Raw genomic sequence first — 25,329 nt, forward strand, 5'->3', positions numbered from 1 at the left:
GCGACGGTCCGCCCCCTGTGATCCTTGCGGCCATCAACTTTGCCGGCACCTCGTGGTGGGCCGTGGCGCTGCTCGTGGCGGTGGTGCTCGGCCCGTTGGCATGGTTTGCCTTGAAACCGGCCGAGCCCAATCGCGGTGCTCTCGCGGTGGGGCTGAGTTTGCGCGGTCTCGGCATCGGCTTGCTGTTGCTCACGTTGCTCGATCCGCAGTGGGTGGTCACTCGCGCCAAACGAGGGGCCAACGTCGTCGCGATTCTGGCCGACAATGGCCGTGGTTTGGAGATCACCGAAATCGGCGCCGCCTCCAGTCGCGCGAGCCAGTTGCAGGCAGCCCTCACCACCCCCGCGACACCATGGTTGGAGAATCTGCGAAACGAGTTCCAAACCCGGTCCTACATCTTCGACCACGACGTCCGGCGCGTCAGCGAATTTTCCGTCCTGGATTTCCAAGGCGACCGTTCCGACCTCGGGCGGGCGCTCACCCAGCTGCGTGAACGTTTGGCCTCGGAACCGCTGGCCGGTGTGATTCTGCTTACCGACGGCAACGCCACGGACCTCGGTTCCGATGGTGGCATGGCTGCGGATTTCCCGCCTATCTTCCCGGTGGTCGTCGGGTCGCCCGGTGCGGTGCGCGACGTGCGCGTGACGCGCGCCGATCTCCGGCAGACCGCGTTTGATGACGCGCCGGTCACCCTGCGTGCGGCCGTGGCCAGCACCGGCATGGCCAGTCAGTCGACCCAGCTGAGTGTCCGCTCTTTGGATACAAGCTCCGGCGAGGTGCCCGCGGTCCGGTCGGTCGAGCTTACCGGAGACACGACCGAAACGGAAGCCACCTTCGAATGGCGTCCATCGGGCGAAGGCATCCAGTTCTACACTCTGCAGGCCGACCTGTCGCCGGAGACGGCGGTCACGGAAGCCACCACGCTCAACAATCACCGCTACGTGATGGTCGATCGCGGTCGGCCGACCTATCGTATTCTCTACGTGGGGGGTCGACCAAACTGGGAATTCAAGTTTCTCAACCGGGCTCTGAGTCGCGACCCCCAACTTGATCTGGTGGGGTTGATCCGGCTGGCTCGCCGCGAACCCAAATTCGAATTTCGCGGCCGTGCCGGTGAATCCAATAATCCGTTATTCCGCGGTTTCGATCGCGATACCGACGCTGCACCTCGCTACGACGAAGCGGTGCTGACCCGGGTCAACACGCGCGACGAAGACGAGTTGCGAGCTGGGTTTCCGCGCACGGCCGAAGAGTTGTTCAGCTATGATGCCCTCATCCTCGACGACGTCGAAGCGGAGTTTTTTAACGCCAGCCAACAAATGCTGCTCAGACGATTTGCCGCGGAACGCGGCGGCGGATTGCTCGTGCTCGGCGGCGTCGATGCGCTCGAGAACGGCGGTTATCAGGACAGCCCGCTCGCGGCGGCGTTGCCGGTCTATCTCGACCGCTCGGTGGCGCAACGTCCGCGGGGTGAACTGCGCTGGAATCTCACTCGCGAAGGCTGGCTGGAACCGTGGACCCGCATTCGCGCCAACGCCGCCGATGAGCGGGATCGATTGGATGCGATGAGCCCGTTCCTCATCACCAATGCCCTCGCCTCCACCAAACCCGGCGCCACCGTGCTGGCCACCGTCACCGATCAGGATGGCCGCGATTTTCCGGCACTGTCGGCTCAGCGCTTTGGCGTGGGTCGCGTCGCGACGTTGACCGTCGGTGACCTCTGGCGCTGGGGCATGAAGGACGCGGCGGCCAACGAAGATCTTTCCCGATTTTGGCGGCAACTCGCGCGCTGGTTGGTCACGGATGTGCCGGGTCGCGTGGACTTGAAAATCTCCGCCGGCGGCGAACCGGGCGCCATGAAAATACAGGTGGTCGCTCGCGATGAATCCTACCGCCCTCTCGACTTGGCGAACGCTCAACTTAAAATCAGCCGGATGACCTCGCCGAACTCCGCGACGCCATCTATCGTCGCATCCTTTGAAACGGTGACCTTCAACGCGGAACCGGAAGTCGACGGCCCGGGGCGCTACGGGGCGGAATTCACGGCGCGTCAACCCGGCGGTTATCGCGTTGAAGCCGAGGTATCCGATCGCACCGGCAAACTCATCGGACGAGATTCCGCCGGATGGGTTCACGATCCCTTGGCGGCGGAGTTCGCCTCGCTGGAACCCAACCTAGCGCTGCTGCAATCCCTCGCAGCTCAGACCGGCGGCGAAGTCACGCGGCTGAACGACTCTGTCGGACTCAACGCGCTCGTCGAAAAACTCGTGCGGGCGCCGGTGCCGATCACGGAAACACGTTCGCTGCCGCTTTGGCACAACGGCGTGGTATTTTTACTCGTGCTCGGCTGCTTCCTGGCCGAATGGGCGTGGCGACGTTGGAAAGGTTTACCGTGATGAAAATGCGTTTCTTCACCTGCCTGTGGCTGGTCCTGGGTGGCGTCCCCATTTTGAACGCCGCGGAAGATCGTGGAGAGCTGCTGCTCGTGATCGGTGCCGCCGGCGAGTCGAGTTATGCGGAGGTCTTCCAAGCCACTGCCGACGCGTGGATCGAAGCGGCGGCGGCGGCCGACTTGAGCCTCACTACCGTGGGGAGCGCCGCCGGGGAAAACAGTCGAGACGAGATGCAAACCTGGATCGCGTCGCGACTCGAACCGGATGACCGCCCCATATGGATTGTCTTCGTGGGTCATGGCTCGTTCGACGGTAGCACGGCCCGAATGAATCTACCCGGCCCCGATGTGTCGGCCACGGAAATGAGCACGTGGCTGAGTCCCGTGCAGCGCTCATTGGTCTTCGTCCACAGCGGCGCGGCGAGCGCACCGTTTGTCGACGCCCTGTCCGGACCGAACCGCATCATCGTCGCGGCAACGGAGAGCGGCAACGAGGTCAATTTTGCGCGCTTCGGTCGCCACTTTGCCGACGCCATCACCAGCCCGGATGCTGATATCGATCAGGACGGGCAGACCTCGGTGCTCGAAGCCTTCGTCACGGCGTCGCAGGAGGTGCAGGCGTTTTACGCGGAAAGCGGCCGCCTCGCCACCGAACACGCCATCATTGACGACAACGGCGATCGCCGCGGCACACCCTACGATTTTTTCAACGGCACCCGACTGGCCAAAACACCGACCGATCCCACGGCGGTGCCGGATGGCACACGCGCCCGATTGCTATCGCTCGTCCCTTCAGCGGCGGAACTCGCACTCACACCCGACCAACGCGCGCGCCGCGACGCGCTGGAGACAAAAGTCACCCGACTCCGGGCGCAAAAAACCATCTTAACGGAGGACGATTATTATGCGCGGCTCGAAGCGCTCTTCCGACAGTTGGCGGCGGTGTATCGGGAGCCGAGTGCAGAGTCGGATGACCGCGCGCAAACCAAGTAACGGACCCGGTGGAGCCGATCCCTCCGTGAAATAGTCGCGGCCGGAGGGACGACTTCCACGTCGTCCGCGTTGCCTCTTCGTCGCTGCCTCCAACGCAACTCCACGCAACGCGGACCGGGTGGAACCGGTCCCTCCGTGGAATAGACTCTACCGGAGGGACGACTTCCACCTCGTCCGCGTTGCCTCTTCGTCGCTGCCTCCAACGCAACTCCACGCAACGCGGACCGGGTGGAACCGGCCCCTCCGTGGAATAGTCGCGGCGGGAGGGACGACTTCCACGTCGTCCGCGTTGCCTCTTCGTCCCCGCCTCCAACGCAACTCCACGCAACGCGGACCGGGTGGAACCGGTCCCTCCGTGGAATCGTCGCGGCGGGAGGGACGACTTCCACGTCGTCCGCGTTGCCTCTTCGTCGCTGCCTCCGACGCAACTCCACGCAACGCGGACCGGGTGGAATCGGTCCCTCCGATCTTACGGCAACCAGGGAAACCGCCGGGCGTCGGGTTTGCGTTTTTCACGCTGGGCCGAGTGAAACTCCTTCGCTTCCTCGCTCATGTAGTAGAGCAAGGTGGCGTTGCCGGCGAGTTCCTGGAGGCCGGACTGACCGTCGACGTCGGCATTAAAGGCGGCCTTGAGACAGCGGATCGCCAGCGGACTGTGATCGAGAATCTCGCGGGCCCATTGCACGCCTTCGGCCTCGAGTTGTTCGATCGGCACGACCGTATTGACGAGGCCCATCTTCAGTGACTCTTCCGCGTTGTATTGGCGGCACAGATACCAAATTTCCCGGGCCTTTTTCTGGCCGACGATTCGGGCCAGATAACTCGATCCGAATCCGCCATCAAAACTGCCCATCTTCGGCCCCACTTGACCACAGATGGCATTGTCCGCCGCGATGGTCAGGTCGCAGACGAGATGCAGCACGTGACCTCCGCCGATGGCATAGCCCGCGACGAGCGCGATGACCACCTTGGGCATGGAGCGAATGAGTTTCTGCACATCCAGGATATTGAGCCGCGGCACGCCATCGGCCCCGACGTAACCGGCGTGACCGCGCACACTCTGGTCGCCGCCGGCACAGAACGCGTATTTCCCGTCGGTGTGGGGACCGGCCCCGGTCAGCAGCACGACGCCGACGGAAGTATCCTCGCGCGCATCGTTGAGCGCCTCGTTTAGCTCGAAAACAGTTTCCGGGCGAAACGCATTACGCTTTTCGGGGCGGTTGATGGTGATCTTCGCGATACCATCGGCCTTGTGGTAGAGGATGTCGCGGAAGGGTTTGACGACCTGCCAGTCGGGAAGACTCATGCCCGAAACTGTGGAGTTCGACGGCACCGCGTCAACCGACTCAAGCAGGAGAATTGCGACGCGAAGATTCCGCTTGGAGATTCCCAGCCCCATCGGCACAACTGCTCACCATTCATGAGTAATGCACACTCGTCTGCTGACTCTGCCTCGGGGCTTCGTATCGGATTGGCCATTGGTGCCCTCGGCGTCGTGTTCGGCGATATCGGCACCAGCCCACTCTACGCCTTGCGGGAATCGATTGAGCATCTGCCCGTGCACGAACGTGCCGACGGCGTGTTCGGCGTGCTCTCGTTGATCTTCTGGTCGCTCGCCCTCGTGGTGAGTTTTAAATACGCGACCGTCGTCATGCGCGCCGACAACAAGGGGGAAGGCGGCATCTTCGCCCTGCTCGCCCTCGGAGGACTGGACCGTGGTCCGCAATCCAAGAAAAAGATCACCTGGGGCGTGCTGGTGGTGCTGGCCGGTGCCGCCATGATTTGCGGCGAAGGCGTGATCACCCCGGCAATTTCGGTGCTCAGTGCGGTGGAGGGATTGCAGGTCATTTTGCCCGGCATGGAGGATTATGTGATTCCGATCTGCATCGTGATTCTGATCGCGTTGTTCTGGGTGCAACGCCACGGCACGCATCGTATCGGGGCGATGTTCGGCCCCGTGATGTTGGTGTGGTTCTCGACCCTCGGACTGCTGGGATTGTATCACATTTTCACGGCTCCGGCGGTGTTGGGATCACTCAATCCCATCCACGCGGTAAACCTGTTTCAGCATCACCCGGAACTGGTGACCAAGATTCTTGGTTCGGTGGTGTTGGCCATCACGGGCGTGGAAGCGCTTTACGCGGACATGGGGCACTTCGGACGCGAGGCCATCCTGCGGGCTTGGTATGGACTGGTCCTGCCCGGACTCACGCTAAACTACTTCGGGCAAGGCGCTTACGTCATCGCGCACCCCGAGCACACGGCGAACCCGTTCCTCGCCCTGGCGCCGGAGGGTCCGCTGCGCGGCGCGCTCATGTTACTGTCGGTTTTTGCCGCCATCATTGCCAGTCAGGCGCTGATTTCGGGCACCTTTTCGCTCGTGCGCCAGGCCATGCAACTGGGCTATTTCCCGCGCTTGAAAGTCATGCACACCAATGCCGAGCAACGCGGTCAGATCTACGTGCCATTGATCAATTTCGGTCTCGCCGCCGGCGCGATCGCCACGGTGTTGCTCTTCAAGTCGTCCTCTGCGTTGGCCGCCGCCTACGGTATCGCGGTCACCGGCACCATGGCGGTAACCACGTTTGCCTTGTTCTTCGTGATGACGCGCCGATGGAAATGGAGCATCATCCCGGCCGCACTGTTGTGCTTGTTTTTCTGGTCCATCGACCTCGGTTTTTTCTTCGCCAACCTGCCCAAATTCTTCGACGGCGGCTGGCTGCCCATTGCCATCGGCCTGACCTTGCTCGCCACCATGCTCACGTGGAAGAGCGGACGGCTGGAGATTCAGGAAAAAGTCTACGGTGACGCCATTGCCGGAATCGAGCTCGGCGACATTGCCAAGAGCAGCCACATTTTCCGGGTGCCCGGCAGTGCGATTTTCATGGTGGGCAACCCCACCGGCACTCCGCTGGCCCTGCTCCATCACCTCAAGGCCAACAAGGCGCTGCAGGAGACCGTGGTGCTGCTGACCATTCTGACCGAAGAGGTCCCCACTGTGCCCAGCGAAGAGCGACTGACATTGGAGGAAAAGGGCTCCGGCGTGTGGCGGGCCATCGGCCGCTATGGCTACATGGAATCACCCAACGTGGCCGAACTCTGCGGCCGCATCGCCGAGGCCGGCGTGAAGGTCGACGTGCAATCCACCACGTTCTATTTCAACCGCGAGATGATCGTCGGCGGAGGCAACGCGCGCATGTTTGAGTGGCAAAAAGCGCTCTACGCGTTTCTCAGCCGCAACGCCCGCCCGGTGAAAGACTACTACCAAATCCTCCCGACCCAGGTGATCGAGATCGGACTGCCGGTGCAGTTGTAGCCTCTGCGGCGCACGGGGCCGGGTTGCGCTCGCGGGGACTGGGGCCGTTGTCCCTTGATGCCCCCTGTTCAACTGCGCACCTTCCTGTCATCCGATATCCCTGCGGCTCTCCATCTTTGGGAGACGTCATCCGGCATCGGGCTGACCGCGTCTGATTCCCCCGCCAATTTGACCGCGTTCCTGCAACGCAACCCCGGCTTCAGTCGCGTGGCGGCCTGCGGCGATGAAATCGTGGGCACGGTATTGTGCGGGCATGACGGTCGCCGCGGATTCCTGTATCACTTGGCTGTCGCAACGGCTCATCAACGCAGCGGCCTGGGCCGCGCCCTCGCGGAGAGTTGCCTGCAACACCTGCAACGTTACGGCATTCCCCGCGCGACGATCCATATGTTTGCGGACAACGATGAAGGTAAAGCATTCTGGCGCTCGACCCATTGGCGGCAACGCGACGATCTCATGGTGCTCCAATTCGAAACCTCCATCTCTGCCCCTGCCCCTTCATGAAACGATCCGCCTTCGCCGTCCTTGCCCTGTCGATTACAGCCGCTCTCGGTCTCCATGCCCATCCTCCCGAGCTGCTGTGGGAATCCGACGGTTTCATGGGACCGGAGTCGATCGTCTATGATCAACCGAACGACGTCTACTACGTCTCCAACATGGGCACCTACGGAGACGGGGCCACCCCGGGCGACGGCTTCATCAGCCGCGTCAGCACGGCCGGAACCATCCTCGATTTGAAATGGGTCGAGGGCTTCGACAATCCCAAGGGACTCGCCGTCGCCAATGGTCGCCTCTACGTGGGCGATGACAACGACATGGTCGAAATCGACCTGGCCTCTGGGAAAATCGTGGCCCGTCACGCGCCCGCCGACGGCGAACCGGCTTGGTTCAACGATTGCACCGCCGATCCCGACGGCAATGTCTACGTCTTCAGCCCACGCGTGAAGGCGGTCTTTCGCCTGCATGCCGGAAAATTTGAGCCTTGGGTCCAAATCGACACCAGCATCACCGGCGGACTGAACGGGCTGCGCGCCGAAGCGGAGCGCCTGCTGCTCGGGGGCTGGTCGCATCGTATCTCCGACGAGGTTGAGGAACTCGGGCACATCTCCACCGTGAGCTACGCCACGAAAACCATTGGTCGTTTGGGCAATGAACCCATCTGTCACATCGACGGCCTCGAGCCCGACGGACACGGCGGCTACACCACCACCGACTGGCTCACCGGCGATGTCATGGCGGTGACGTCCAAGGGAAAACCAACCAAGATCATGACATTGGTCCAGGGGTCGGCCGACCACGAATACGTCATTGAAAAGTCACTGCTCCTGATTCCGTTGATGAAGGACGACGTCGTGCGTGCCTACCGCTGGAATCCGATGCTCTGACATCGCCCCTCCTTCGCGCTATCGCGCGAGTTCGCGAAACAACCGCTTGCGGGTGGCTGCATCCGCCTTGCGGTCGGTGCGTATCTCCAGGACACGCACGCCGGTGGGCGATGACTTCTTCACCGCGTGAACCAGCTCGTCGTGGTCATGGATAAGTTGATACGCCACACCGTGGGCGGCGCATAGCGGGGCAAAATCGACGTGCTGCGGCGTGGCGAAATAGCGTTCGAATGGAGGATCAAACGCAGCCACCGGCAGGTGCTCAAAAATGCCTCCACCGGCATTATTGATCAGCACCACCGTCAGTCCGCCGCGCAAAACCGCGGCGGAGAGCAAGCCGTTGGCATCGTGCAGAAAAGCGAGGTCGCCGGTCAGCAACACCACCGGTCGACCGGCATCATGAGCCACCCCCAGGGCGGTGGACAACGTGCCGTCGATGCCATTGGCCCCCCGGCTGAAGAACACCTCGATACCGCGGTTGGACGCCGGCCAGAAATACTCCAGATCGCGCACGGGCATGCTGTTGGCGACGCATAGTGCCGCGCCTTCCGGCAGGCATTGCGCAAGGTTCCAAGCGATGCGGCCTTCGAAATATTTCGCCGCCTCACTCGCCATCCATGAATCCAAACGATCGCGCCCCCGCTGCTCCGCCGTGGCCCATGCGCGCAAATAAGCGGCGTCACGAATCGGCGCGCCGTCGATGGCAAGCGCCGTGACCGGAGCGTTGATGGCCCGCGTCTTGCCGTGAATCGCGTCCCGACCGCCGGCGTGTTCCGAGACCATCAGAATCTCCGCCTGGCTTTGCTCCAACCACTGCCGCAGGACTTTGCTCGTCGGCCACGCTTCGAGCGCGATCACATAGCGCGGCGTGAGGTCACGTGCCTGAGTTTCGTTGCGCAGCAGGGTATCGTAGGTGGTGATCACCGTGACGTCGGCGGGCGCGTTTTGCCGCAGGGGCGAAAGCACATCGGCCAGAATTGGCCATCCGGTCGACCGCGCCAAGTCTCCGATCGCCGCGGCATAGGCCGTGGGGTCGGCGGGCTGCGCGGGACCGGCGATGAAGATCCCACGAGCCGTAGTCACACGTTGGTGTAGCTTCACCTGTCCCCGCTCTGTCGTGGGGGCTTCGGGCTGGGCGAAAAACGATTCGTCAATCGCGAGGGCCGCAGTGCTGTCGTCCGCCACCGGTGGCAACGGATCGCGGAAAGGCGCATTCAAGTGCACCGGTCCCGCCGCCGCCCGCTGCCAAGCCTGTCGCAAAGTCTGTCGCAAATACCCCAGTAATTCCAGGCGCGGTTCCGGCACGGCCAGTTCGTGATACCAGAGCGCGTAGTCGCCAAACAATTTGTGTTGATCGATCGTCTGCCCCGACGCGCAGTCTCGCATTTCCGGCGGCCGGTCGGCTGTGATCACGAGCAACGGCACCCGGGATTCCCGCGCCTCGATCAGCGCCGGCAGGTAATGGGCGCCGGCGCTGCCACTGGTGCATACCAATACCACGGCGCGATGGGTGCGGCGCGCCAGCCCGAGGGCAAAAAATCCCGCCGAACGCTCGTCGAGCACCGGCACGGTTTCGATCTGCGGGTGGGCCACCAACGCCATGGTAAGCGGAGTGGATCGCGATCCGGGAGAAACCACGGCATGACGCAACCCGCACCGGTGCAACGTCTCCACGGCGACGGAGCACCACAGGCTGTTCGTGTTTCGAAAATCAATCGTCATCATCGCGGTGGTTGCAGCGCGTCCAGCAAAGCCTTAAACTTCAGGTCGGTTTCCGCAAACTCCTTGTCGGGGGTGGACCCGGCCACGATGCCCGCCCCGGCGTAAACCCGCGCCCGTTGGTCGCGCACCAAGGCCGAACGAATGCCCACCATGAACTCTCCCCCGCCCCGCGCATTCATCCAGCCGAGCGCACCGGCATAGAGTCCGCGCGGGAATCCCTCCAAGTCGCGGATCGCGGCCACGGCGGCTTCGCGCGGGGCACCACCGACGGCCGGCGTCGGGTGCAACACGGCCAATGCATCCAACAATCGGATACCGTCCGGCAGTCGGGCTCGAACCGGCGTGTGCAAGTGTTGCAGGTTGGCGAGTTTGCGCAGACCCGGCTGGGCGGGATGTTCCAACGCCAAGCCGAGGGCCTCCAACCGTCGCCGCACCGAAGCCAGCACGACCGCGTGTTCCCGCTGGTCCTTGTCACTGGCAAGCAGGGCCGCGCCCATCGCCGCATCGTCGACCGCGCCGACGCCGCGGCGGATCGTGCCGGCGAGCACATCGGCTTCGAGCATGCCCTGGCTCACGCGCACGAGCCGTTCGGGACTCGCCCCGATGAAGCTGTCGCCCCGACCGTTGGCGATGGAGAAGGCAAAACAATCCGGGAATCGCTCGCGCAAACCATCCAACGTTTGCAGAGGATGAAACGGCACGTCCGCCTCGATATCGAGCGCCCGCGCCAGCACGATTTTTTCAAAATCACCGGCATCGATTTGCCGCAGCGCCGCCGCCACACTGGCGCGGTAGTCGAACGATTCCGTGGACGTAAATTGACGGGGTTGTCGGGGAGATTCGGTGGCGGCTCCGGTGAGCGAGAAACCGGCAAACTTTTGATGCGCCCGCCACACGCGCTCCGCCAACGCATCGAGATCGGCGTCGGGGGCGACGGGCACGTTGGCCACGGCGGTGGTGACATCACCGGCGCGGGCCACTTGCCAACGCGGCACGAAAGCCATGATCGCCGGGAACGGCTCATCGTTCTCCACGGTGTCGGCGAACGCCGCTCCGACAAAAACATGCGGCCCGCCAAACGGGGCGTCGACCGGACCGACTGCGATGGTGCGGGCAAAGGTTTCATCGGCAAACCGCTGCAGCTCGGCGAAGCGTTCCGGTCCTGCGAATGTGGCCCTCGCCGCGACTTCCGCTCCGGCAATCGCAGAACATTCCGACGGATGTTCCGCATAAAAGTGTGGTGCGCCCGGTTCGTAAATCGCCTCGAGCACGGCCAAGGGATCAAGCGCTCCTACCGTGATACTGATGCTGACGAGCCGCTCCTGCCCGTCGGCTTGGGCCGCGCGTTGACATTGACTGAGAAAGGCCCGCAGCGCCTCGGGCGACGCGTGGTCGGCGGGCTGAAGCGGCAGGACCTTCATCGGATGAGCAACAAGCGGAAGCCGGGGCTGGAGGGATCAGGCTTTTTTCTCGGGACGCGGGAACAGGATGCAAGTCTTGGCGACGGCGTTGCCCTGCAGGCGATCGTCCCAATTCAGTTCATCGCGCCAGACGTGGCCGGCGGTGTAGCCAAGCACGCCGCGAATCTTGTCCACGGAACCCGGTATCACGGCCTGCATGAGCGACGTGCCGAGACGGAGCGCCTCCGCCATGGTGGCGAGTGACGTCTGCAACAGCGCTTGATCGGCGGGCTCCTCGGACTTGCCCAGTTTCCACGGCGCACGCTGTTCGATGTAGGCGTTGGTCGCCGTGATAAAGGCGAGCGCGCGTTCGAGGCCGACGTTGAATTGAAATTCCTCGAAGAGCGGGATGACCTCGTCGCGCGTTTTCTCCCACAGCGCCTGGAGCGCGGCTTCGGGCTCACCGGGGTCGCCGGCGGGAGGCACGACTGCGGTGGCGAAACGGTTGGTCATGTTGAGCGTGCGGTTGACGAGGTTGCCGAGGTTGTTGGCGAGCTCGCTGTTGTAACGCACGAGGAACTGATCCATCGAAAAATCACTATCCTGACCGACACTCATTTCGCGGATCAGGAAGTAGCGCAGAGCGTCGACGCCGAAGTTGTCCACGAACTCGATGGGCTCGACGAAATTGCCCGTGCTTTTGGACATCTTGGAGCCGTTCACCGACCACCAACCGTGCGCGAGAATCGACTGGGGAACCGCGAGACCGGCGGCCTGCAACATGATCGGCCAATAAACCGCGTGCGGCGGCACGAGGATGTCCTTGCCGATGACATGGAAACTCGCGGGCCACAGGCCGGGTTTATCCGCGACGGCCGAGTAGTAATTGGTCAAGGCATCGAACCAGACGTAAGTCACGAAATCCGGATCGAACGGCAGCGGGATACCCCACTCCAACCGATCTTTCGGACGCGAAATGCACAGGTCGTTGAGCGGCTCAGACAGGAACTCGAGCACCTGCTTGGCGCGATAGCGCGGAATGATGAAATCGGGGTGCGACTTGATGTAGTCGATCAACCACGGCTGGTAGGCGCCCAGTTTAAAGAAGTAGTTGGACTCCGTGATCTCGGTGACTTCGCCGAAAATCTCCGGCCACGTGCCGTCCTCGTTGCGGTCTTTTTCCTGAAGAAACTGCTCCTGCCGCGTCGAATAATAGCCCTGGTATTCGGCCTTGTAGATCTCGCCCTTGTCGTAGAGCTGCTGCAGCAGATTGCAGACAACCTGCTTGTGGCGGGGCTCGGTGGTGCGGATGAAATCGTCGTTGGAAATATCCAAGCGCGCACACATCTCCTTGAATTGAGGTGCAATCCCGTCGACGAACGCCTGCGGTTCGACGCCTTGGGCACGGGCGCTTTGTTGGATTTTTTGACCGTGTTCATCGGTGCCGGTCAGGAAATACACGTCGTCTCCCATCATGCGGCGGAAACGGGCAATGACGTCCGTCAGCACCTTCTCGTAGGCGTGGCCGAGGTGTGGCGAACCGTTCACATAGTCGATCGCGGTGGTGATGTAGAAGGTCTTCATGGAGGGAGCCCGACAACCAAAGCCAGCCGTGCCGGATTGTCGAAGGTTTTGACGCGATGGTCTTTGCCTGTCAGCGGTGGGTCCGCCTCGCATGTCTTCCCTGACTCGCCTCATCACGGTTTCGCTCGTGCTCCTGCTGCTCCTGGTCGGCGCGGGGCTGGGTGCCCAAGTCTGGCTGCGCCAACAGGAAAACCGCATTCTCTCCCAAGCGGCCCTGGATCTTTCGGAGCGTTTGCAGCACGCCATCGACCTGACCGGCGGCATTTCCGCCCCCTGGCCCACCGCGCGGTTGGAGGAGTTGGCTCAACTCACCGGAGCGGAGATCAGCATCATCGCCAACCCTGCGATTCCCCGCGATGAAATGAACCGCCACCGGGCCACGATACCATTGGACAACGGCAAATGGTTGGCCGCCCGCCCCGCCACCCCGCCCGGCGAACGGATCCTCAATCTCTTCCACCGCGTCGTCATCGCGCTCGGCGTATTCGCCGTCCTGCTGGTCGTCGCGCTGCTGTTGATTGCGGCGATCAAACCGCTCCGCGACCGTGAAACCCGATCCCCTTTCACCACCCGGGACCGCGACATGCGCAGCCTGTCCCTGCTCGCGCGCACCTCGGTCGAACAACAAGCCGAGCTCGACCAGGAGCGCGATGAACGCATTCGCGCCGAAGCGGAGGCCCGCCATCGATTGCAACTGCTCAACCAGGCGCTGGAGGAAAAAATCCGCATGGGTCGCGACCTGCACGACGGCGTGATCCAGTCCCTCTACGCCGCCGGCCTCACCCTGCAAGCCGCACAACAGCAGGCCACGGCCGACCCCCATTTGTCGACCGAGCGGCTCGGCGAAGGCCTCGAACTCATCAACCGCACCATCACGGATATTCGCAGCTACATCAGCGGCCTCACCCCCCGTCAGGTTCGACGGGAGTCGCTCGCGCAGGGGTTCACCGACATCGTGACCGAGCTGCGCGCCGGACGTCCGCTGGATCTGGATCTCAAAATCGACGAAAAGGCCTCCATCGCCCTTTCCGACGAGCAACTCTCCGAGTCCATGCAGATCGCCCGTGAGGCCGTGAGCAACGCGCTCCGCCACGGTGGCGCGCAAAGATTGTTGATCAGCCTGATCAGCAACGACGACGGGACGGAGTTTACCATTCGGGACGACGGCATCGGTTTCGACCTCGCGGGGGCCCGCCCCGGCGGCCACGGACTTGCCAACATGCGCGCCCGGGTCGAACGTGGCATCGGCCGATTCGAAATGAAGAGCGCGCCGGGCCAAGGCACCCACATCTCCATCCACTGGAAAACCATCGTCACCTCATGAGCACGCCCCCCATCGCCGCCACCGCCGTCTCCATTGTCATCGTCGACGATAGCGAAGTCGTGCGCGCCGGTTTGACGGCTCTGCTGAGCAGCTCGCCCCAGATCAAGATTCTGTCGGAAGCCGGCGACGTGGCCGGCGGCGTGGCGACCGTCCTGCACCACAAACCCGACGTGGTCTTGCTCGACATCCGCCTGCCCGACGGCACCGGCTTCGATGCCTGCCGCACCATCTGTCGGGCCAATATTGATACGCGGGTGCTGATTCTCACTTCCGTCGCCGATGAAGAGATGGTGGACAACGCCATCCGCGCCGGAGCCCATGGCTATCTGCTCAAGGAAATCAATGGCACCGCGCTCGTGCAATCGATCGTGGATATCGCCGCCGGCAAATCGATCCTCGATCCGGCGATCACCGCCCGCGTGTTGTCACTGGTGCGGTCCAACACCCCCACCACGCGCAACCTCATCGACGGCCTCTCGCCGCAGGAAAGTCGCGTCCTCGCCCTCATCGCCGAAGGTCAGACCAACAAGGAGGTCGCTCAAGCCATGAATCTGGCGGAGAAAACCGTGAAAAACTATCTCAGCACGGTGTTCGAAAAACTGCATGTCACCCGGCGCACCCAAGCCGCCGCGCTGTATGTGCAGTCCCAGTCCTCCAAGCCGATTTAGCCACTTGGGCCGCGCATGAATTTTCATTGGGTGCGGAACCAAACATGAAGCTGATTAATGCCTTGAGGCTCGGCGAATCTCGACGGCCCTGGCCCGGCTAATGAAAGTATTTGGCGTTACCCCAACGGTTTACCAATGCGTGAATCTACGCATCGGCCCGCCGAATAGCACTTAGCGCTTTGTTCTTCTAAAATTCACGTTAGGGTTATTTCCTTAGGCATGATCGGCCTAGCTCCCCCACGGTTTGGTCGTTCCGCCTGCGGAACACGGGGTTCGACACTCATCGAAATCGCGATGGGAGTGTCGATCATGGCGATGGTTTTCGTCGGCGTCATGGGGGCATTCATCCAATCCCGTCGGATGACCGAAACGAGTATCTTCCAGAACTCGGCAGTCACCGTGATTCAAGGATACATGGAGCAAATCAAGAACATGGATTTCTCCGAAATACCCTACTATTCCGGGTCGAGCTTGATGCGGGGGACCATCAACACTACCGACGACAAGATCTACACCCAGCTCGATTCCGAAACGCTCGACGTGCTGCGCATCTCCCCCGGCACCCCGATCGATCCGCAATCTGTCACGCTCGGCCAAGTTCCCGAAGGTGTCGTCGACAACGAAAAACTCATCGACATCAACGACACGCCCGCAACCACCGATGATGATCTCCTGATGCACATCTGGATTTGGGTGGCGCCCTTGGACAACGCGTCAATCGGCGTATCCCCCTCCCGCAGCTTCAACATTGTCTACACCTGGAGCTTCACCGACGGCGGCATCAAACAGACCCATGTGGATGCGGTGGCGACCATTCGCTCCGTGGTGCCCACTTTCTGAGGACAACTCCAATGAACTTTCGCTCAAACTCCCGCCGCCCAACTTCGCGCCAGGATCGGGCGTTTTCGTTGTTTGAACTCGTGATCGCAACCGGGCTTTTTTCGTTCATTACGATCGGGTCCACCAGCGTCATGCTGCAGAGCATGAACTCCTATCACTACGACATCGGAAAATTGTTGGTGAATCGGGATATTCGCACCTTCACCAGCGAGATGACCTCGAACGCGTCCTACGCGAACTACTTCATGGTGTTTCCGTCCTACGGCGAACGCTCCATGACCGTGGAAATCGGAGATTCCTCCAGCGGCATCTCCGAAGTCACCACCGACGCCTCCGTCAATGACGGCAAGTCCGGCGACTTTCTGCTGCTGGTCTACACCTCGCCCGACGACTCCGCCATCATCACGCGGCTGGTGGGCTATTTTCGCTCTCCCCTCGATCCCGAATCCGCCGACAGTGAAGGTCCGGTGCGCCGGTTCGACACGTCGTTTCCCGACGGCATCACCGGCAATATCTGGGAGTTGTTGCCCCCGGTCGAAGACGCCGCCACCGAGCCCGAGGTCATCGAACTTTCACAAGGCCTCGCCGACGGGAAACTGTTCTACAATTTCCGAAACCGCAGCGTCATGGTGAAAGGTAAGATTTTCCACGAGGGAAATCTGATGCGTCGGGCCACCAACACCTACAATTTTACGGTTTCACCCCGCGGCTGAAACCACGCGACATGACCTCCCCTTCTCATCGTTGTCGCTCGAAAGGTTCCGCGATGGTGATGACCATGATTGTGGCCATGGTGTTGGCGATCGCCGCCGCCAGCATTCTGCGTTGGTCGCTCACGGAAAAACGCATCAACATCCGTCACGCCTTGCGGCTGGAAGCCCGCAGCGCGGCGGAAGCCGCGGCGGAATACGCCTTCGCGCAGGTGCGGTATCGCATGGATAATCAAACCAGCTTCCCCACCACCATGCTCGACCCCAACGGCGGTGCGCCGCTCCTCGCACCGCCCGCTGCCGCGTTTGGCGGCACCCATGTGAAGGTGGGTTCCATCGTGGTGACCGGCGGCGTGGTCCGCAACATCACCAACGATTTGGAAGGCACCCATTTCTTTGTCGATCCGGCGGACCCCAACAACCGCTTCGATCCCATGAAAGGTAAGCGCATTTTTCGGCGCGACGTGCGCATCCTGGCCAAGGCGACCGTGTCGTCGCCCAACGTCGATGCCATCACCGCCTACGCGAGCGAGACCCTCGCCATGCGCGAGGCGCCCATGTTTGCACACGCGTTGTTCTACAACATGGATCTCGAGGTCGGTGCCGGCGGCGATTTCGCAATTTTCGGACCGGTCCATACCAACGGCGATCTGTGGGTCGTCGGGCAGGCCAACAACGGATCCAAAACCGATTTTCGCGGACCCGTCACCGCCGCCGGGGGTATTTATTGGGGCTACCACACCACGCCCATCATGGGCAATGGCTCCATGGAACCCGTCACGCAGGAAGACATCCGGTTCACCGATAAGGCCGGCGGCTTGATCAACCTGCAAAGCTCCTCCGGCGTGTGGCGGGACCACAAGATGGGCTCGTCCACCGAGTCGACGACCACTCAGTCCGCGTTCCGCTCCTTCTCGTCGAACACCTTCAACGGCTACGTGCAGACCAGCGTGCACGGCGTCGAAAATTACAAACCCGTCGCGTTCGGCAACTACGTGCCCGACGCCACGCCCAACAACGGCGTGGACAACTCCATCAACACGGGCCGGGCCATGATCGAGCGTCCCCTCAGTTCCGGCGACGCCGGCTACAACGCCGAGGTCGAGAATCAAAAATTTTCCCGCAAGGCCGGCCTCTATATCGTCGTAAACCCGAGTTCCAGCGCCCGCACCGGCAAGAAACCCGACGGCACCAACGTCACCATTCCGGCCGGTCAATATCGGGCCTACAAACGCAATGGCACCGAGGTCATCCTCCCCGGTTCGACGCTCACCACCGCCGGGATCATCCACCCCAATTTGGGCGGTCGCCCGATCATAAAGGTCAAGACCGATGCCATGACCGATCTCCGTCGGTTCACCAATTTCAACTACGGGTCCAACCGCAGCTATTCCAATCGTTACGATCCCAAGGTGATCGATCTCGTCGAAGTCGATATGACCGCGCTCAAAATGGCGGTGGACTGGACCGTAAATGGCGAGTCCGTGAGTTCGATTTATGATTACGACAGTTCGTCTTCGGACTCGACCTACAAGGCCAGCAGTCCGACCAACGAAAGCATCGGTTTGGGCAACCTCATGGTAAATTTCGGGGCGTCAGACTGGGACGGGACCATCTACATCGAGTCGGTGGATGCGGAGACGCGCAAAGACTCCGGCGTGCGCCTGATCAACGGACGCGGACGCGTCGCCAGCACTCCCGCGCATTCGGCCAACGAAGGCCTGACCATCGCGACCAACGATGCCCTCTACATCCTCGGCGACTTCAATGCCGACGGGAACATCGATACCAACGCCTCCAGTCTGACCAACAGTTCCCGCTATCCGGAAAACGCCAACGAAGTGCCTGTCGCCGTGGCCGCCGATGCCATTACCATTCTTTCCCAACCCACCTTCAACTACAGCGGTAAACAAACCGGAGGTTGGAACGACGTGCTCAGCGGCCATCGCCACACCAGCAGCAACCACTCCTCTTATTGGGCCACGTCCAACCCCTCCAATAGCAACTACCGCGAAGGGGATAATTACAGCGTGCGGCCCGGCGACGACCCCACCAACAACACCCCCTCCTCCAGTCTCTCCAATGAGTCGGTAAAGTTTCGTGGTTCGAGCACGGAGATCGCCGCCGCCCTGTTGACGGGTTTGGTGCCCTCCAACAAAGACGGGTCATCACAAAACAGCGGGGGCGCGCACAATTTCCCCCGCCTGCTCGAATATTGGGACGGCGTTTTGGCCATTCGCGGGTCCATGGTCGCACTCTTCGAGAGCCGAGTCGCCGATGAGCCGTGGAGCATTCGCTACTACAACGCGCCGGATCGCGTTTGGGGGTTTAATTCGATTCTGGCCGACGGTCGCTACCCGCCGCAGACCCCGCGCGTGCGGACCTATCGCCGCGTCGACTTCAGCGATTTGACCGCCAGCGAATACGAAGCCGCGCTGGCCGAAATGCCCTGGTAATAGGGCCTTTAGGCCCTACCTGAAGTTTGGCGCGAGTGAGGCTTAATTATGGGAGTAGAACAGGGCGGAGGCGAGGTCGGTGGCGGGTTTATCCGATTTGTGGATTGGCCGGGTGCGAGAGCAGAAGTGCGATAAACTGTCCGGCCGTAGGTGGCGCGACCACAGTTCGACGCGCAGCTGGTTGATGAGCAGGCCAGTCGTGGCGCGGCGCGGGGGTTCACGACGTCGCCATTTGGCGAGGGGCACCGAGGGCGGCAGTCGATTCGAGCCGTAGGTTTTGTGCCCGGCGAGCAACAGGAGCGCATACGCGGCCACCGCGCAGGCGGGCTGGCGGCGCACCGCCTCGGGTTCGCGCAACTGCGCTTCGCTGACACCGAGCAGGTCCTTTTCGTCCTTGAAGTTGACCTCGATGTCCCAGCGCCAGAGGTATTCCTGCAAGATCTCTGCGAGCGGCACGTCCGCATCGGTGCAGATCAGGTAGGCGGGCTGCCGGTAGAGCAATTTGCCGCCTGTTTTCAATCGGTAGCCCAGGGGCGCGATCACGACCACCTGCACCAGCGTATCGACTCCGGTGATACGGGCGAGCACCGGCCCCTGGGTTTTGATCTTAAAGTCGTGACGCTTTGCGGCCGCAAAGGCCGACACCCGGGTCCACCCGACGGTGTCGTCCACGCGCAGCTGTTCGGGCGTGGGCAAGGTGTCGCCATACTTGCGGGGGCGGCCGTTCTTGCCGGGCTGCGCTGCGTAGGGCGCGTAGAGTTTGGTGTCCTTGCGCACCCGGCCGATCAGCACGGTGTTTTCCGGCAGTTGGCGCAGGAGGGTGCGGTTGGTGAAGCGCCCGTCGCTCACCCAGTGGATGGGCCGTTGGGTCGCGGTGCGCAGGTGCGCCATGCGTTCGGCGGCGACTTTGTTGATGTTGGCCTGTTTGCGCGCCTCCACATACGCCGCCTGCGCCTGGGCGTCGGCGTGACGCGAGGGCTTTTTGGGCAATGGAGCCTCTTGCCAGTCCACCGGCACCAGCCGGGCGGAGCCGTCGTCGGCGGGCATCGCGGCGCTGAACTGGAGCACGCGCTGGCCCCAGATGAAGTTGACGTTGAAGGGCGGACCGAGGGGGTCCTTGCGCCAGCCGCAGCCGGGGATGCACCGGCCGGTCTTGCGTGTGATGGAGTCGTCCAATGCGACCACCCAGGGCCGGGTGGCATCGGTGGCAGCCAGTGCCTCGGTGCGCACGTGTGCGAAGATCGGCTCGACCGGCAGGCGTTGCAGCAACCGATAATCCGCCGACCAGTCCCGGTGCTGGGAGCCAGCGGTGCTCAATGCACCGGTCACCGTGTGGCGGCCCAGGTTGAGCAACCCAGCCAGCCATTGCGTGCGGGCGCGCGCAAAGTCCTCGGGCAAGTCGAAGACCGGCGCGAGACCATCGAGCAGGGAATCGAACGCTTCGCTCAACGAGGCGTTTTTTTTACAGGGACCCTGTCGGGCGGGACTTCACGCCGGGAGACAATGAGGTGGCCCTTGTCGTGGATCGTCCACTCGACGGTCTCGCCTTTGGCGAAGTCCATCGCTTGAGCGATGGGAGTGGGGAAGTTGATATAGAACTGGGAAGTTTCCTTCCGCTGAATGCATTGAACTTTAGTTGGATAGCCCATGAAGATAACTAGTTTAATTACTAGATTAATGACAAGCCCTTTCCTCCCAAAAAACTAGTCGGTGCCAAACTTCAGATAGGGCCTTTAGGCCCTACCCCAGTAGGGGCCAATAACTTCCAATAGGCCCTTTCGGTCCGCTTCGAAAGTAGTCTATGATAGGCCTCTATGGTGGCCTACCCTCGCTTCTCCCACCGCCCTCAGCGGCGTTTCAACGCCGGCCTCTCCCTCGTCGAAGTCATGGTGGCATCCGCTATCCTGGCCATGGTGGCGACAACCTTGGTCGGCGTTTTCCTGCAGAACTCGCGCTACAGTTACATCCTGAGCTACCGCACCCAAGCGGTCACCACCAGTCTCTCCATTCTCGAGCAACTTCGATTCCGCCAATATGCCGAAGTGGCCGACATCTACAGTGCGGGGGCGGCCGGCAGCGTGACCGTGACCATCGCTGATCCGTCCAGCGAAACCGGATACGCCGACCTCGTCTTGCCGGTGAACGTGCTCGACGACACCGAGGTGAACTCAAGTTGGACCAATACCAGCATCGTGGTCGATCCCGACGGCGATGCCCCGCGATTGCCCATGCGCTTTTTCCTGCACCTCAAACGCAACTTCTCCAACGGGGCTGACAAAATCGACGTTTTTGAGGTCGTCCTCCTCTACCAATTTAAGCGGTCCGGCGAAGCCGACACCGCTTGGAACACCGGCAACGTGCGACTGATCGTGCCCAACCTCAACATCATGTAACCCGATGCAGGCTTCCGCCCCCTCTCTCCCCGATCGACCCCCGCCACGCCGCCGCCGGTTTCGTCTCCGCGCCTTCACCTTGGCTGAGATCCTCATGGGACTCGGCATTTCCTCCTTCGTAGTCGGGGGAGGACTCTGGCTGCTGGTCGCGGGCCTGAAAACGTCCACTCGCACGACCAATACCACGCTCAATGACTTGTCCCAATGGGGCATTGCCAGTCGCCTGTGGATCGACTCCCGCATCGCCAACGGCATCAGCATCTACGCCGACAATTCCAATGCCAACGTCGAGCGGTGGCTGCGCAAGTTGGTCGACCAACGGGGCAACTTTATTGTGTTTTCGCTCAGCGCCACGGATGGGAGCTCGCGCACGTATTACACCAAGCTCAGCGGCTACTACTATGACTCTGCCGCGGAGACCATTTCGCGTTTCGACTATGACGTCCCGGTCGCCGATCAATCGGGGAACCGGACGCTGGAGCAAATCCTCAGCGACCGCCGGGACGCGATCATGGCGACCTACGACGTCGTCGCACGCAACGTGGACCTCACCCACCCCGACGGTCTCTTCATCTGCCGCACCGCCGGCACCGCGGCGAGCCTCTCCTGCACCGTCACCGCCGGCACCGAAAACGCCGCGTATGAAAAAGAAAAAACCATCGAAGCCACTTTCTATGTCCGCAGCTGATATTTTTTCCGGCGCCCCGCGATCAACCCGGCGCGGCTCCGCCCTCCTCACCGTCATCATATGCACCACCGTAGCCGCGCTGACCGCCGCGTCGGTGTTGTCGCTCATGTCGACCCAACGTTCCCTCGCCCTGCGCAAGGAACTCGAGATGCACGCCGTCAACGCCGCCGAGTCCGCCATCGACTACGCTTACTCGATTGTGATCAATAAAATCGGGACCGGGGCGAGTTTCGACATTCCCGAGATCCCCGACTCCGGGACCGCGACGCTGACCCTGCCGTCCGCCGCCACCAGTTTTCTCAATGGCACAGTTTCGTTGCCCGACGGTAGTTATTCCGGTGATACCGGCACCGTCACGCTGTCCAACGCGACGATTCGCCTGCAGCCCGGCGTCAGCATCGCCGCCCGCAAGTTCATCGATCCCGCCGATCCCGCCAACGATGATGATCCCAACCGGGGGCAATGGGTGTGGGAATCGATGGTCCCCATGGTGGCCAGCGTGACCGCGAGTCAAAACAACGAAACCTACACCGCCTACCTGCAGAAAAATATCGTGGCTCGCCAGGTGCCGATGTTTCAGCACGCGATTTTTTTCCAGGGTCAACTCCAGTTGCACCGCAGCTACAAAGTCGTAGGCCCCGTCCACACCAACGGCACGCTGTTGCTCAATGCCCAGAATGGGGACACCTCGATCTATTCCGGCGGCCTCACTTCATCGGGCCACTTCTATCGCGGCTCCACCAATGATGTCGGCGGCACCGGCGTCGATCCCTACGGTTATACCCCGGTCGATATTAACGGCGACTTGGATTTTTCCGCTTCGATCAACCCCCGCGTGGTGCCGGTCGCCACCGGAAACAACCGCATCAGCATTTACGTGGAGTCACAAACCATCGGAATAACGACCAACCACATCCTCGCGTATAATAACGCCGGCGATGACTCCCGTCGGTCCGATTGGCGCAATTGGGCGCTGCAAACCTACAAGGGATACCTGCAGGACAAGGCCCACCAGACTCCGGTGTTCACACCTCAAGGTTCGGTGGCCTATCGCCAGGACGTGGTGACGACGCCCCTCGTCAATGAATTCAGCAACGGCACCTATTCGCTCATCGAACCCCTGCTGCCACTCGGCCATGCCAGCCGCAAAAACGATGCCAGTCGCTCCAACAAACTCGCCGCGAGCGCCAACCTGATCTTCCGCATCGAACGCAACAACGCCTTCGTGCCAGCCGGAATGCCTCCGCCATCAGCGTCCCTCAACGACTTGGGAGACATTCCCTCCATCGTGGACGCCATGAGTAGTGACCCCCTTCCCGTCGCCGGTCGCCGCCGCCGGAATCCCTTTCCCGCGCCAGCGCCAGCGCCAGCGCCTGCGCCTGCGCCCGCGCCCGCGCCCGCTCCTGCTCCTGCCCCGGCTCCCGCGCCCGCGCCCGCACCGGCTCCCGCCCCCGCACCGGCGCCTGCTCCCGCCCCGGCTCCCGCGCCCGCTCCGGCTCCGGCTCCCGTGCCGGTTTATCCTTATGCGGATGAATGGCAGGCCACCAACCGCAACGAACGCTTCGTCGTCAAGGCCTACAAATACTCCGTGATTCCCGAAGACGGCGTCGAACCGGTGTTATCCCCGGTGCCTCTGCCCGACCGTCTGATCGGCGAGGCCAACGCCTCGATTACCGCCGTCCAGTCCGGTCGACCCTATCCCGAAATGGTCTCCTATACCGGCTCGGGCTCGGGCACGATCGTGAACTCCTCACTGCATGATCCTCGCCTGGGTCGCGGAGTCGATGCGTTCACCCTGGATATGGCGCGCTTCAAACGGATCCTTGAAGGCACCGATACCGATGCCACCGCCGTGGCGTTTCGATCCGCGTTCTCCCCCACCACGGATTGGAACGGCATCGTCTACATCGAAATGCCCACGTCGATCACGCCCGATTACACCGTGGCCGCCAACACCACCGACGCCGCCGGTCTGGCTATTTCGTCTCAGCCTTTTGAATACGGTTCCGCCGAATTGCGTCACCCGGATCGCCGGGCCGAAACTGACAATCTGGGTCGACCCGATCGCACGGACAGCATCGTGCCCTTTGCCCCCGAACTGCGCAAATATCCCACCGGCGCCGTCTCAGATGCCGTCCTGCAAAGCCCCGAATTTGCCATCCCCGGTCTCCAGATCATCAACGCCAGCTCTTTGCCCAACCCTTCCGGCAGCCCCGGGCTTACCCTGGCGACCAACATGCCGGTCTACATCGTGGGCAACTATAACTGCGACGGTAACATCAACAGCGGCACCAACATCACCAGCAACGCCCCCGATGCCTACGCGTTCCGGGAAGCCGGCGAAGTCCCCGCCGCGATCTTCTGCGACATGATGACCGTGTTGACCTCGGGCTGGGCATCCAATCGCGGCAAAAGCTTTGTCGGTCACGCCAACGGCGCATCCACCCGACCGGCCGCGAGTCGCATCGAGATTGCCGCCTGTATCGCCACCGGCGAATACCCGATCTTTGAGTTCTTCATGCACGCGTTTGAGAATTTTCAGTCTCAATACGCCTCCGGTCCTCCCATCGTCTTCAAGGGCTCCGTCATGGGCATGTTTCGCAGCGAAATTCAGGAAATCAAACAAGCCTACGGGCGCGACGTAAACAATCAGGCGGAAGACTACTGGCACGCCCACGGAGCCTACGCCATTCCCTCCGCCCGTTATCACGAGGACCTGGTCAACGGCACCTTCCCGCCGGGAATTCCCATGGCATTGATCTTCCGACCCAGCGACCACCGGTTTCTGCGTCCGGGCAATGCCGACGACCAGGCGATCCTCACCAGCGCCGGCTACTGATTCATCCCCGGGGTTGGCGACGCATCCATGCCGCCAATTCCTGCCAGGCCCGGGCGCGATGGCTCAGGGCTTGTTTGGTCTCAGCCGGCAACACGCCGAACGTGTCCGAATAGCCCGCCGGGATGAACAGCGGATCATAACCAAACCCGCCCGAGCCATCGGGCTCGATAGCGAGCGTGCCATGACACCGCCCCTCAAATGTCGCGGTCAGACCGTCCGGCCCCGCCAGTTGCAGCACGCACACGTAATGCGCCCCCCGCTCCGCCGACGACACATGGCGCATGTCTGTCACCAGCTTCTGCAGGTTCGCGTCGTCGTCACCAACCGGTCCCGCAAAATACGCCGACTCCACGCCGGGCGCCCCGCCCAAGGCGTCCACGCAAATGCCACTGTCATCCGCCAGTGCCCACGCTCCGGCCGGTAGCTGCGCCAGCAGCGCCACCGCTTTCTTGGTCGCGTTGCCAACGAACGTGCCCGTGTCCTCCACAACTTCCGGCATGCCGCCGACCTCCCGCGCCGAATGGATATCCACCGGCAGGTCATCGGCGTCCGCCAAACGTTGCAGTTCACTCACCTTGTGGGTGTTGCCGGAAGCCAGGTAAATCGGTTGGCGGTTCAT

General features: G+C 62.1%; 19 protein-coding genes. 13 read left to right on the plus strand and 6 right to left on the minus strand.

Annotated elements, in window-relative coordinates; translation table 11 throughout:
- The first annotated feature begins 17 nt into the window (after window positions 1–17).
- Together PXH66_RS09340 and PXH66_RS09345 are read left to right on the plus strand one after the other, a co-directional pair.
- The gene (locus tag PXH66_RS09340; protein ID WP_330928205.1) at window positions 18–2,396 is read left to right on the plus strand and encodes a hypothetical protein; all 2,379 of its coding nucleotides are present in this window, start codon (window positions 18–20) and stop codon (window positions 2,394–2,396) included.
- 5 nt (window positions 2,397–2,401) lie between these two features.
- Window positions 2,402–3,385 carry a hypothetical protein gene (locus tag PXH66_RS09345; RefSeq protein ID WP_330932335.1) on the plus strand — a complete coding sequence of 328 codons (984 nt, stop codon included), beginning with the start codon at window positions 2,402–2,404 and terminating at the stop codon, window positions 3,383–3,385.
- Window positions 3,386–3,854: 469 nt separating this feature from the next.
- On the opposite strand, the gene menB is transcribed toward PXH66_RS09345, so the two are convergent.
- Window positions 3,855–4,691: a 1,4-dihydroxy-2-naphthoyl-CoA synthase gene (menB, locus tag PXH66_RS09350; protein ID WP_330928207.1), complete on the minus strand. Its 837-nt coding sequence runs from the start codon at window positions 4,689–4,691 to the stop codon at window positions 3,855–3,857.
- Window positions 4,692–4,805: 114 nt separating this feature from the next.
- Between menB and PXH66_RS09355 the strand changes: the two genes are divergently transcribed.
- The 3 genes from PXH66_RS09355 to PXH66_RS09365 are packed head-to-tail and all read left to right on the plus strand — an operon-like array spanning window position 4,806 to window position 8,086.
- Window positions 4,806–6,701, plus strand: a complete 1,896-nt coding sequence (locus PXH66_RS09355; protein WP_330928208.1) for a potassium transporter Kup — start codon at window positions 4,806–4,808, stop codon at window positions 6,699–6,701.
- Between the two features lie 57 nt (window positions 6,702–6,758).
- Window positions 6,759–7,205 (plus strand): GNAT family N-acetyltransferase, encoded by a 447-nt coding sequence (locus PXH66_RS09360; protein ID WP_330928209.1) that lies wholly within the window; start codon window positions 6,759–6,761, stop codon window positions 7,203–7,205.
- Window positions 7,202–8,086 (plus strand): SMP-30/gluconolactonase/LRE family protein, encoded by an 885-nt coding sequence (locus PXH66_RS09365; protein WP_330928210.1) that lies wholly within the window; start codon window positions 7,202–7,204, stop codon window positions 8,084–8,086. Before PXH66_RS09360 ends, PXH66_RS09365 begins: the two co-directional genes overlap by 4 nt.
- An 18-nt stretch (window positions 8,087–8,104) precedes the next feature.
- Here PXH66_RS09365 and menD read toward each other — a convergent pair whose 3' ends face one another.
- From menD to metG, 3 genes are read right to left on the minus strand one after another with little or no spacing between them, the layout of a single operon-like run.
- Complete coding sequence (gene menD / locus PXH66_RS09370; RefSeq protein ID WP_330928211.1) at window positions 8,105–9,811, minus strand: 2-succinyl-5-enolpyruvyl-6-hydroxy-3-cyclohexene-1-carboxylic-acid synthase; 1,707 nt, start codon at window positions 9,809–9,811, stop codon at window positions 8,105–8,107.
- Window positions 9,808–11,229: an isochorismate synthase gene (locus PXH66_RS09375; RefSeq protein ID WP_330928212.1), complete on the minus strand. Its 1,422-nt coding sequence runs from the start codon at window positions 11,227–11,229 to the stop codon at window positions 9,808–9,810. The genes menD and PXH66_RS09375 overlap by 4 nt, the downstream gene beginning before the upstream one ends.
- Window positions 11,230–11,265: 36 nt before the next feature.
- A complete protein-coding gene (gene metG, locus PXH66_RS09380; protein ID WP_330928213.1) occupies window positions 11,266–12,792 on the minus strand; it encodes a methionine--tRNA ligase in 1,527 nt (508 codons plus the stop codon).
- 91 nt (window positions 12,793–12,883) lie between these two features.
- Between metG and PXH66_RS09385 the strand changes: the two genes are divergently transcribed.
- From PXH66_RS09385 to PXH66_RS09405, 5 genes are all read left to right on the plus strand, one after another.
- Window positions 12,884–14,116, plus strand: a complete 1,233-nt coding sequence (locus tag PXH66_RS09385; RefSeq protein ID WP_330928214.1) for a sensor histidine kinase — start codon at window positions 12,884–12,886, stop codon at window positions 14,114–14,116.
- The gene (locus PXH66_RS09390) at window positions 14,113–14,784 is read left to right on the plus strand and encodes a response regulator (protein ID WP_330928215.1); all 672 of its coding nucleotides are present in this window, start codon (window positions 14,113–14,115) and stop codon (window positions 14,782–14,784) included. The genes PXH66_RS09385 and PXH66_RS09390 overlap by 4 nt, the downstream gene beginning before the upstream one ends.
- 219 nt (window positions 14,785–15,003) lie before the next feature.
- Complete coding sequence (locus tag PXH66_RS09395; protein ID WP_330928217.1) at window positions 15,004–15,624, plus strand: type IV pilus modification PilV family protein; 621 nt, start codon at window positions 15,004–15,006, stop codon at window positions 15,622–15,624.
- 11 nt (window positions 15,625–15,635) lie between these two features.
- Entirely contained in the window at window positions 15,636–16,337 is a 702-nt protein-coding gene (locus PXH66_RS09400; RefSeq protein WP_330928218.1) for a hypothetical protein, read from the plus strand.
- Window positions 16,338–16,348: 11 nt separating this feature from the next.
- Window positions 16,349–18,790 carry a hypothetical protein gene (locus PXH66_RS09405; protein ID WP_330928219.1) on the plus strand — a complete coding sequence of 814 codons (2,442 nt, stop codon included), beginning with the start codon at window positions 16,349–16,351 and terminating at the stop codon, window positions 18,788–18,790.
- 42 nt (window positions 18,791–18,832) lie between these two features.
- Here the strand turns inward: PXH66_RS09405 and PXH66_RS09410 are convergent, their stop codons facing one another.
- Entirely contained in the window at window positions 18,833–20,239 is a 1,407-nt protein-coding gene (locus tag PXH66_RS09410) for an IS701 family transposase (protein ID WP_330932081.1), read from the minus strand.
- Window positions 20,240–20,604: 365 nt separating this feature from the next.
- Between PXH66_RS09410 and PXH66_RS09415 the strand changes: the two genes are divergently transcribed.
- From PXH66_RS09415 to PXH66_RS09425, 3 genes are all read left to right on the plus strand, one after another.
- Window positions 20,605–21,183, plus strand: coding sequence for a type IV pilus modification PilV family protein (locus PXH66_RS09415; protein WP_330931332.1), 579 nt, complete (start codon window positions 20,605–20,607; stop codon window positions 21,181–21,183).
- 79 nt (window positions 21,184–21,262) lie between these two features.
- On the plus strand, window positions 21,263–21,871 hold the full coding sequence (locus PXH66_RS09420) for a hypothetical protein (RefSeq protein ID WP_330932336.1): 609 nt from the start codon (window positions 21,263–21,265) through the stop codon (window positions 21,869–21,871).
- Entirely contained in the window at window positions 21,858–24,710 is a 2,853-nt protein-coding gene (locus PXH66_RS09425; protein ID WP_330931334.1) for a hypothetical protein, read from the plus strand. Before PXH66_RS09420 ends, PXH66_RS09425 begins: the two co-directional genes overlap by 14 nt.
- A 1-nt stretch (window position 24,711) precedes the next feature.
- Here PXH66_RS09425 and PXH66_RS09430 read toward each other — a convergent pair whose 3' ends face one another.
- Window positions 24,712–25,329, minus strand: coding sequence for a non-canonical purine NTP pyrophosphatase (locus PXH66_RS09430; RefSeq protein WP_330931335.1), 618 nt, complete (start codon window positions 25,327–25,329; stop codon window positions 24,712–24,714).

Origin of the sequence: Synoicihabitans lomoniglobus (genome assembly GCF_029023725.1) — a bacterium.
In the GTDB taxonomy this organism is placed as follows: Bacteria; Verrucomicrobiota; Verrucomicrobiia; order Opitutales; family Opitutaceae; genus Actomonas; species Actomonas lomonigloba.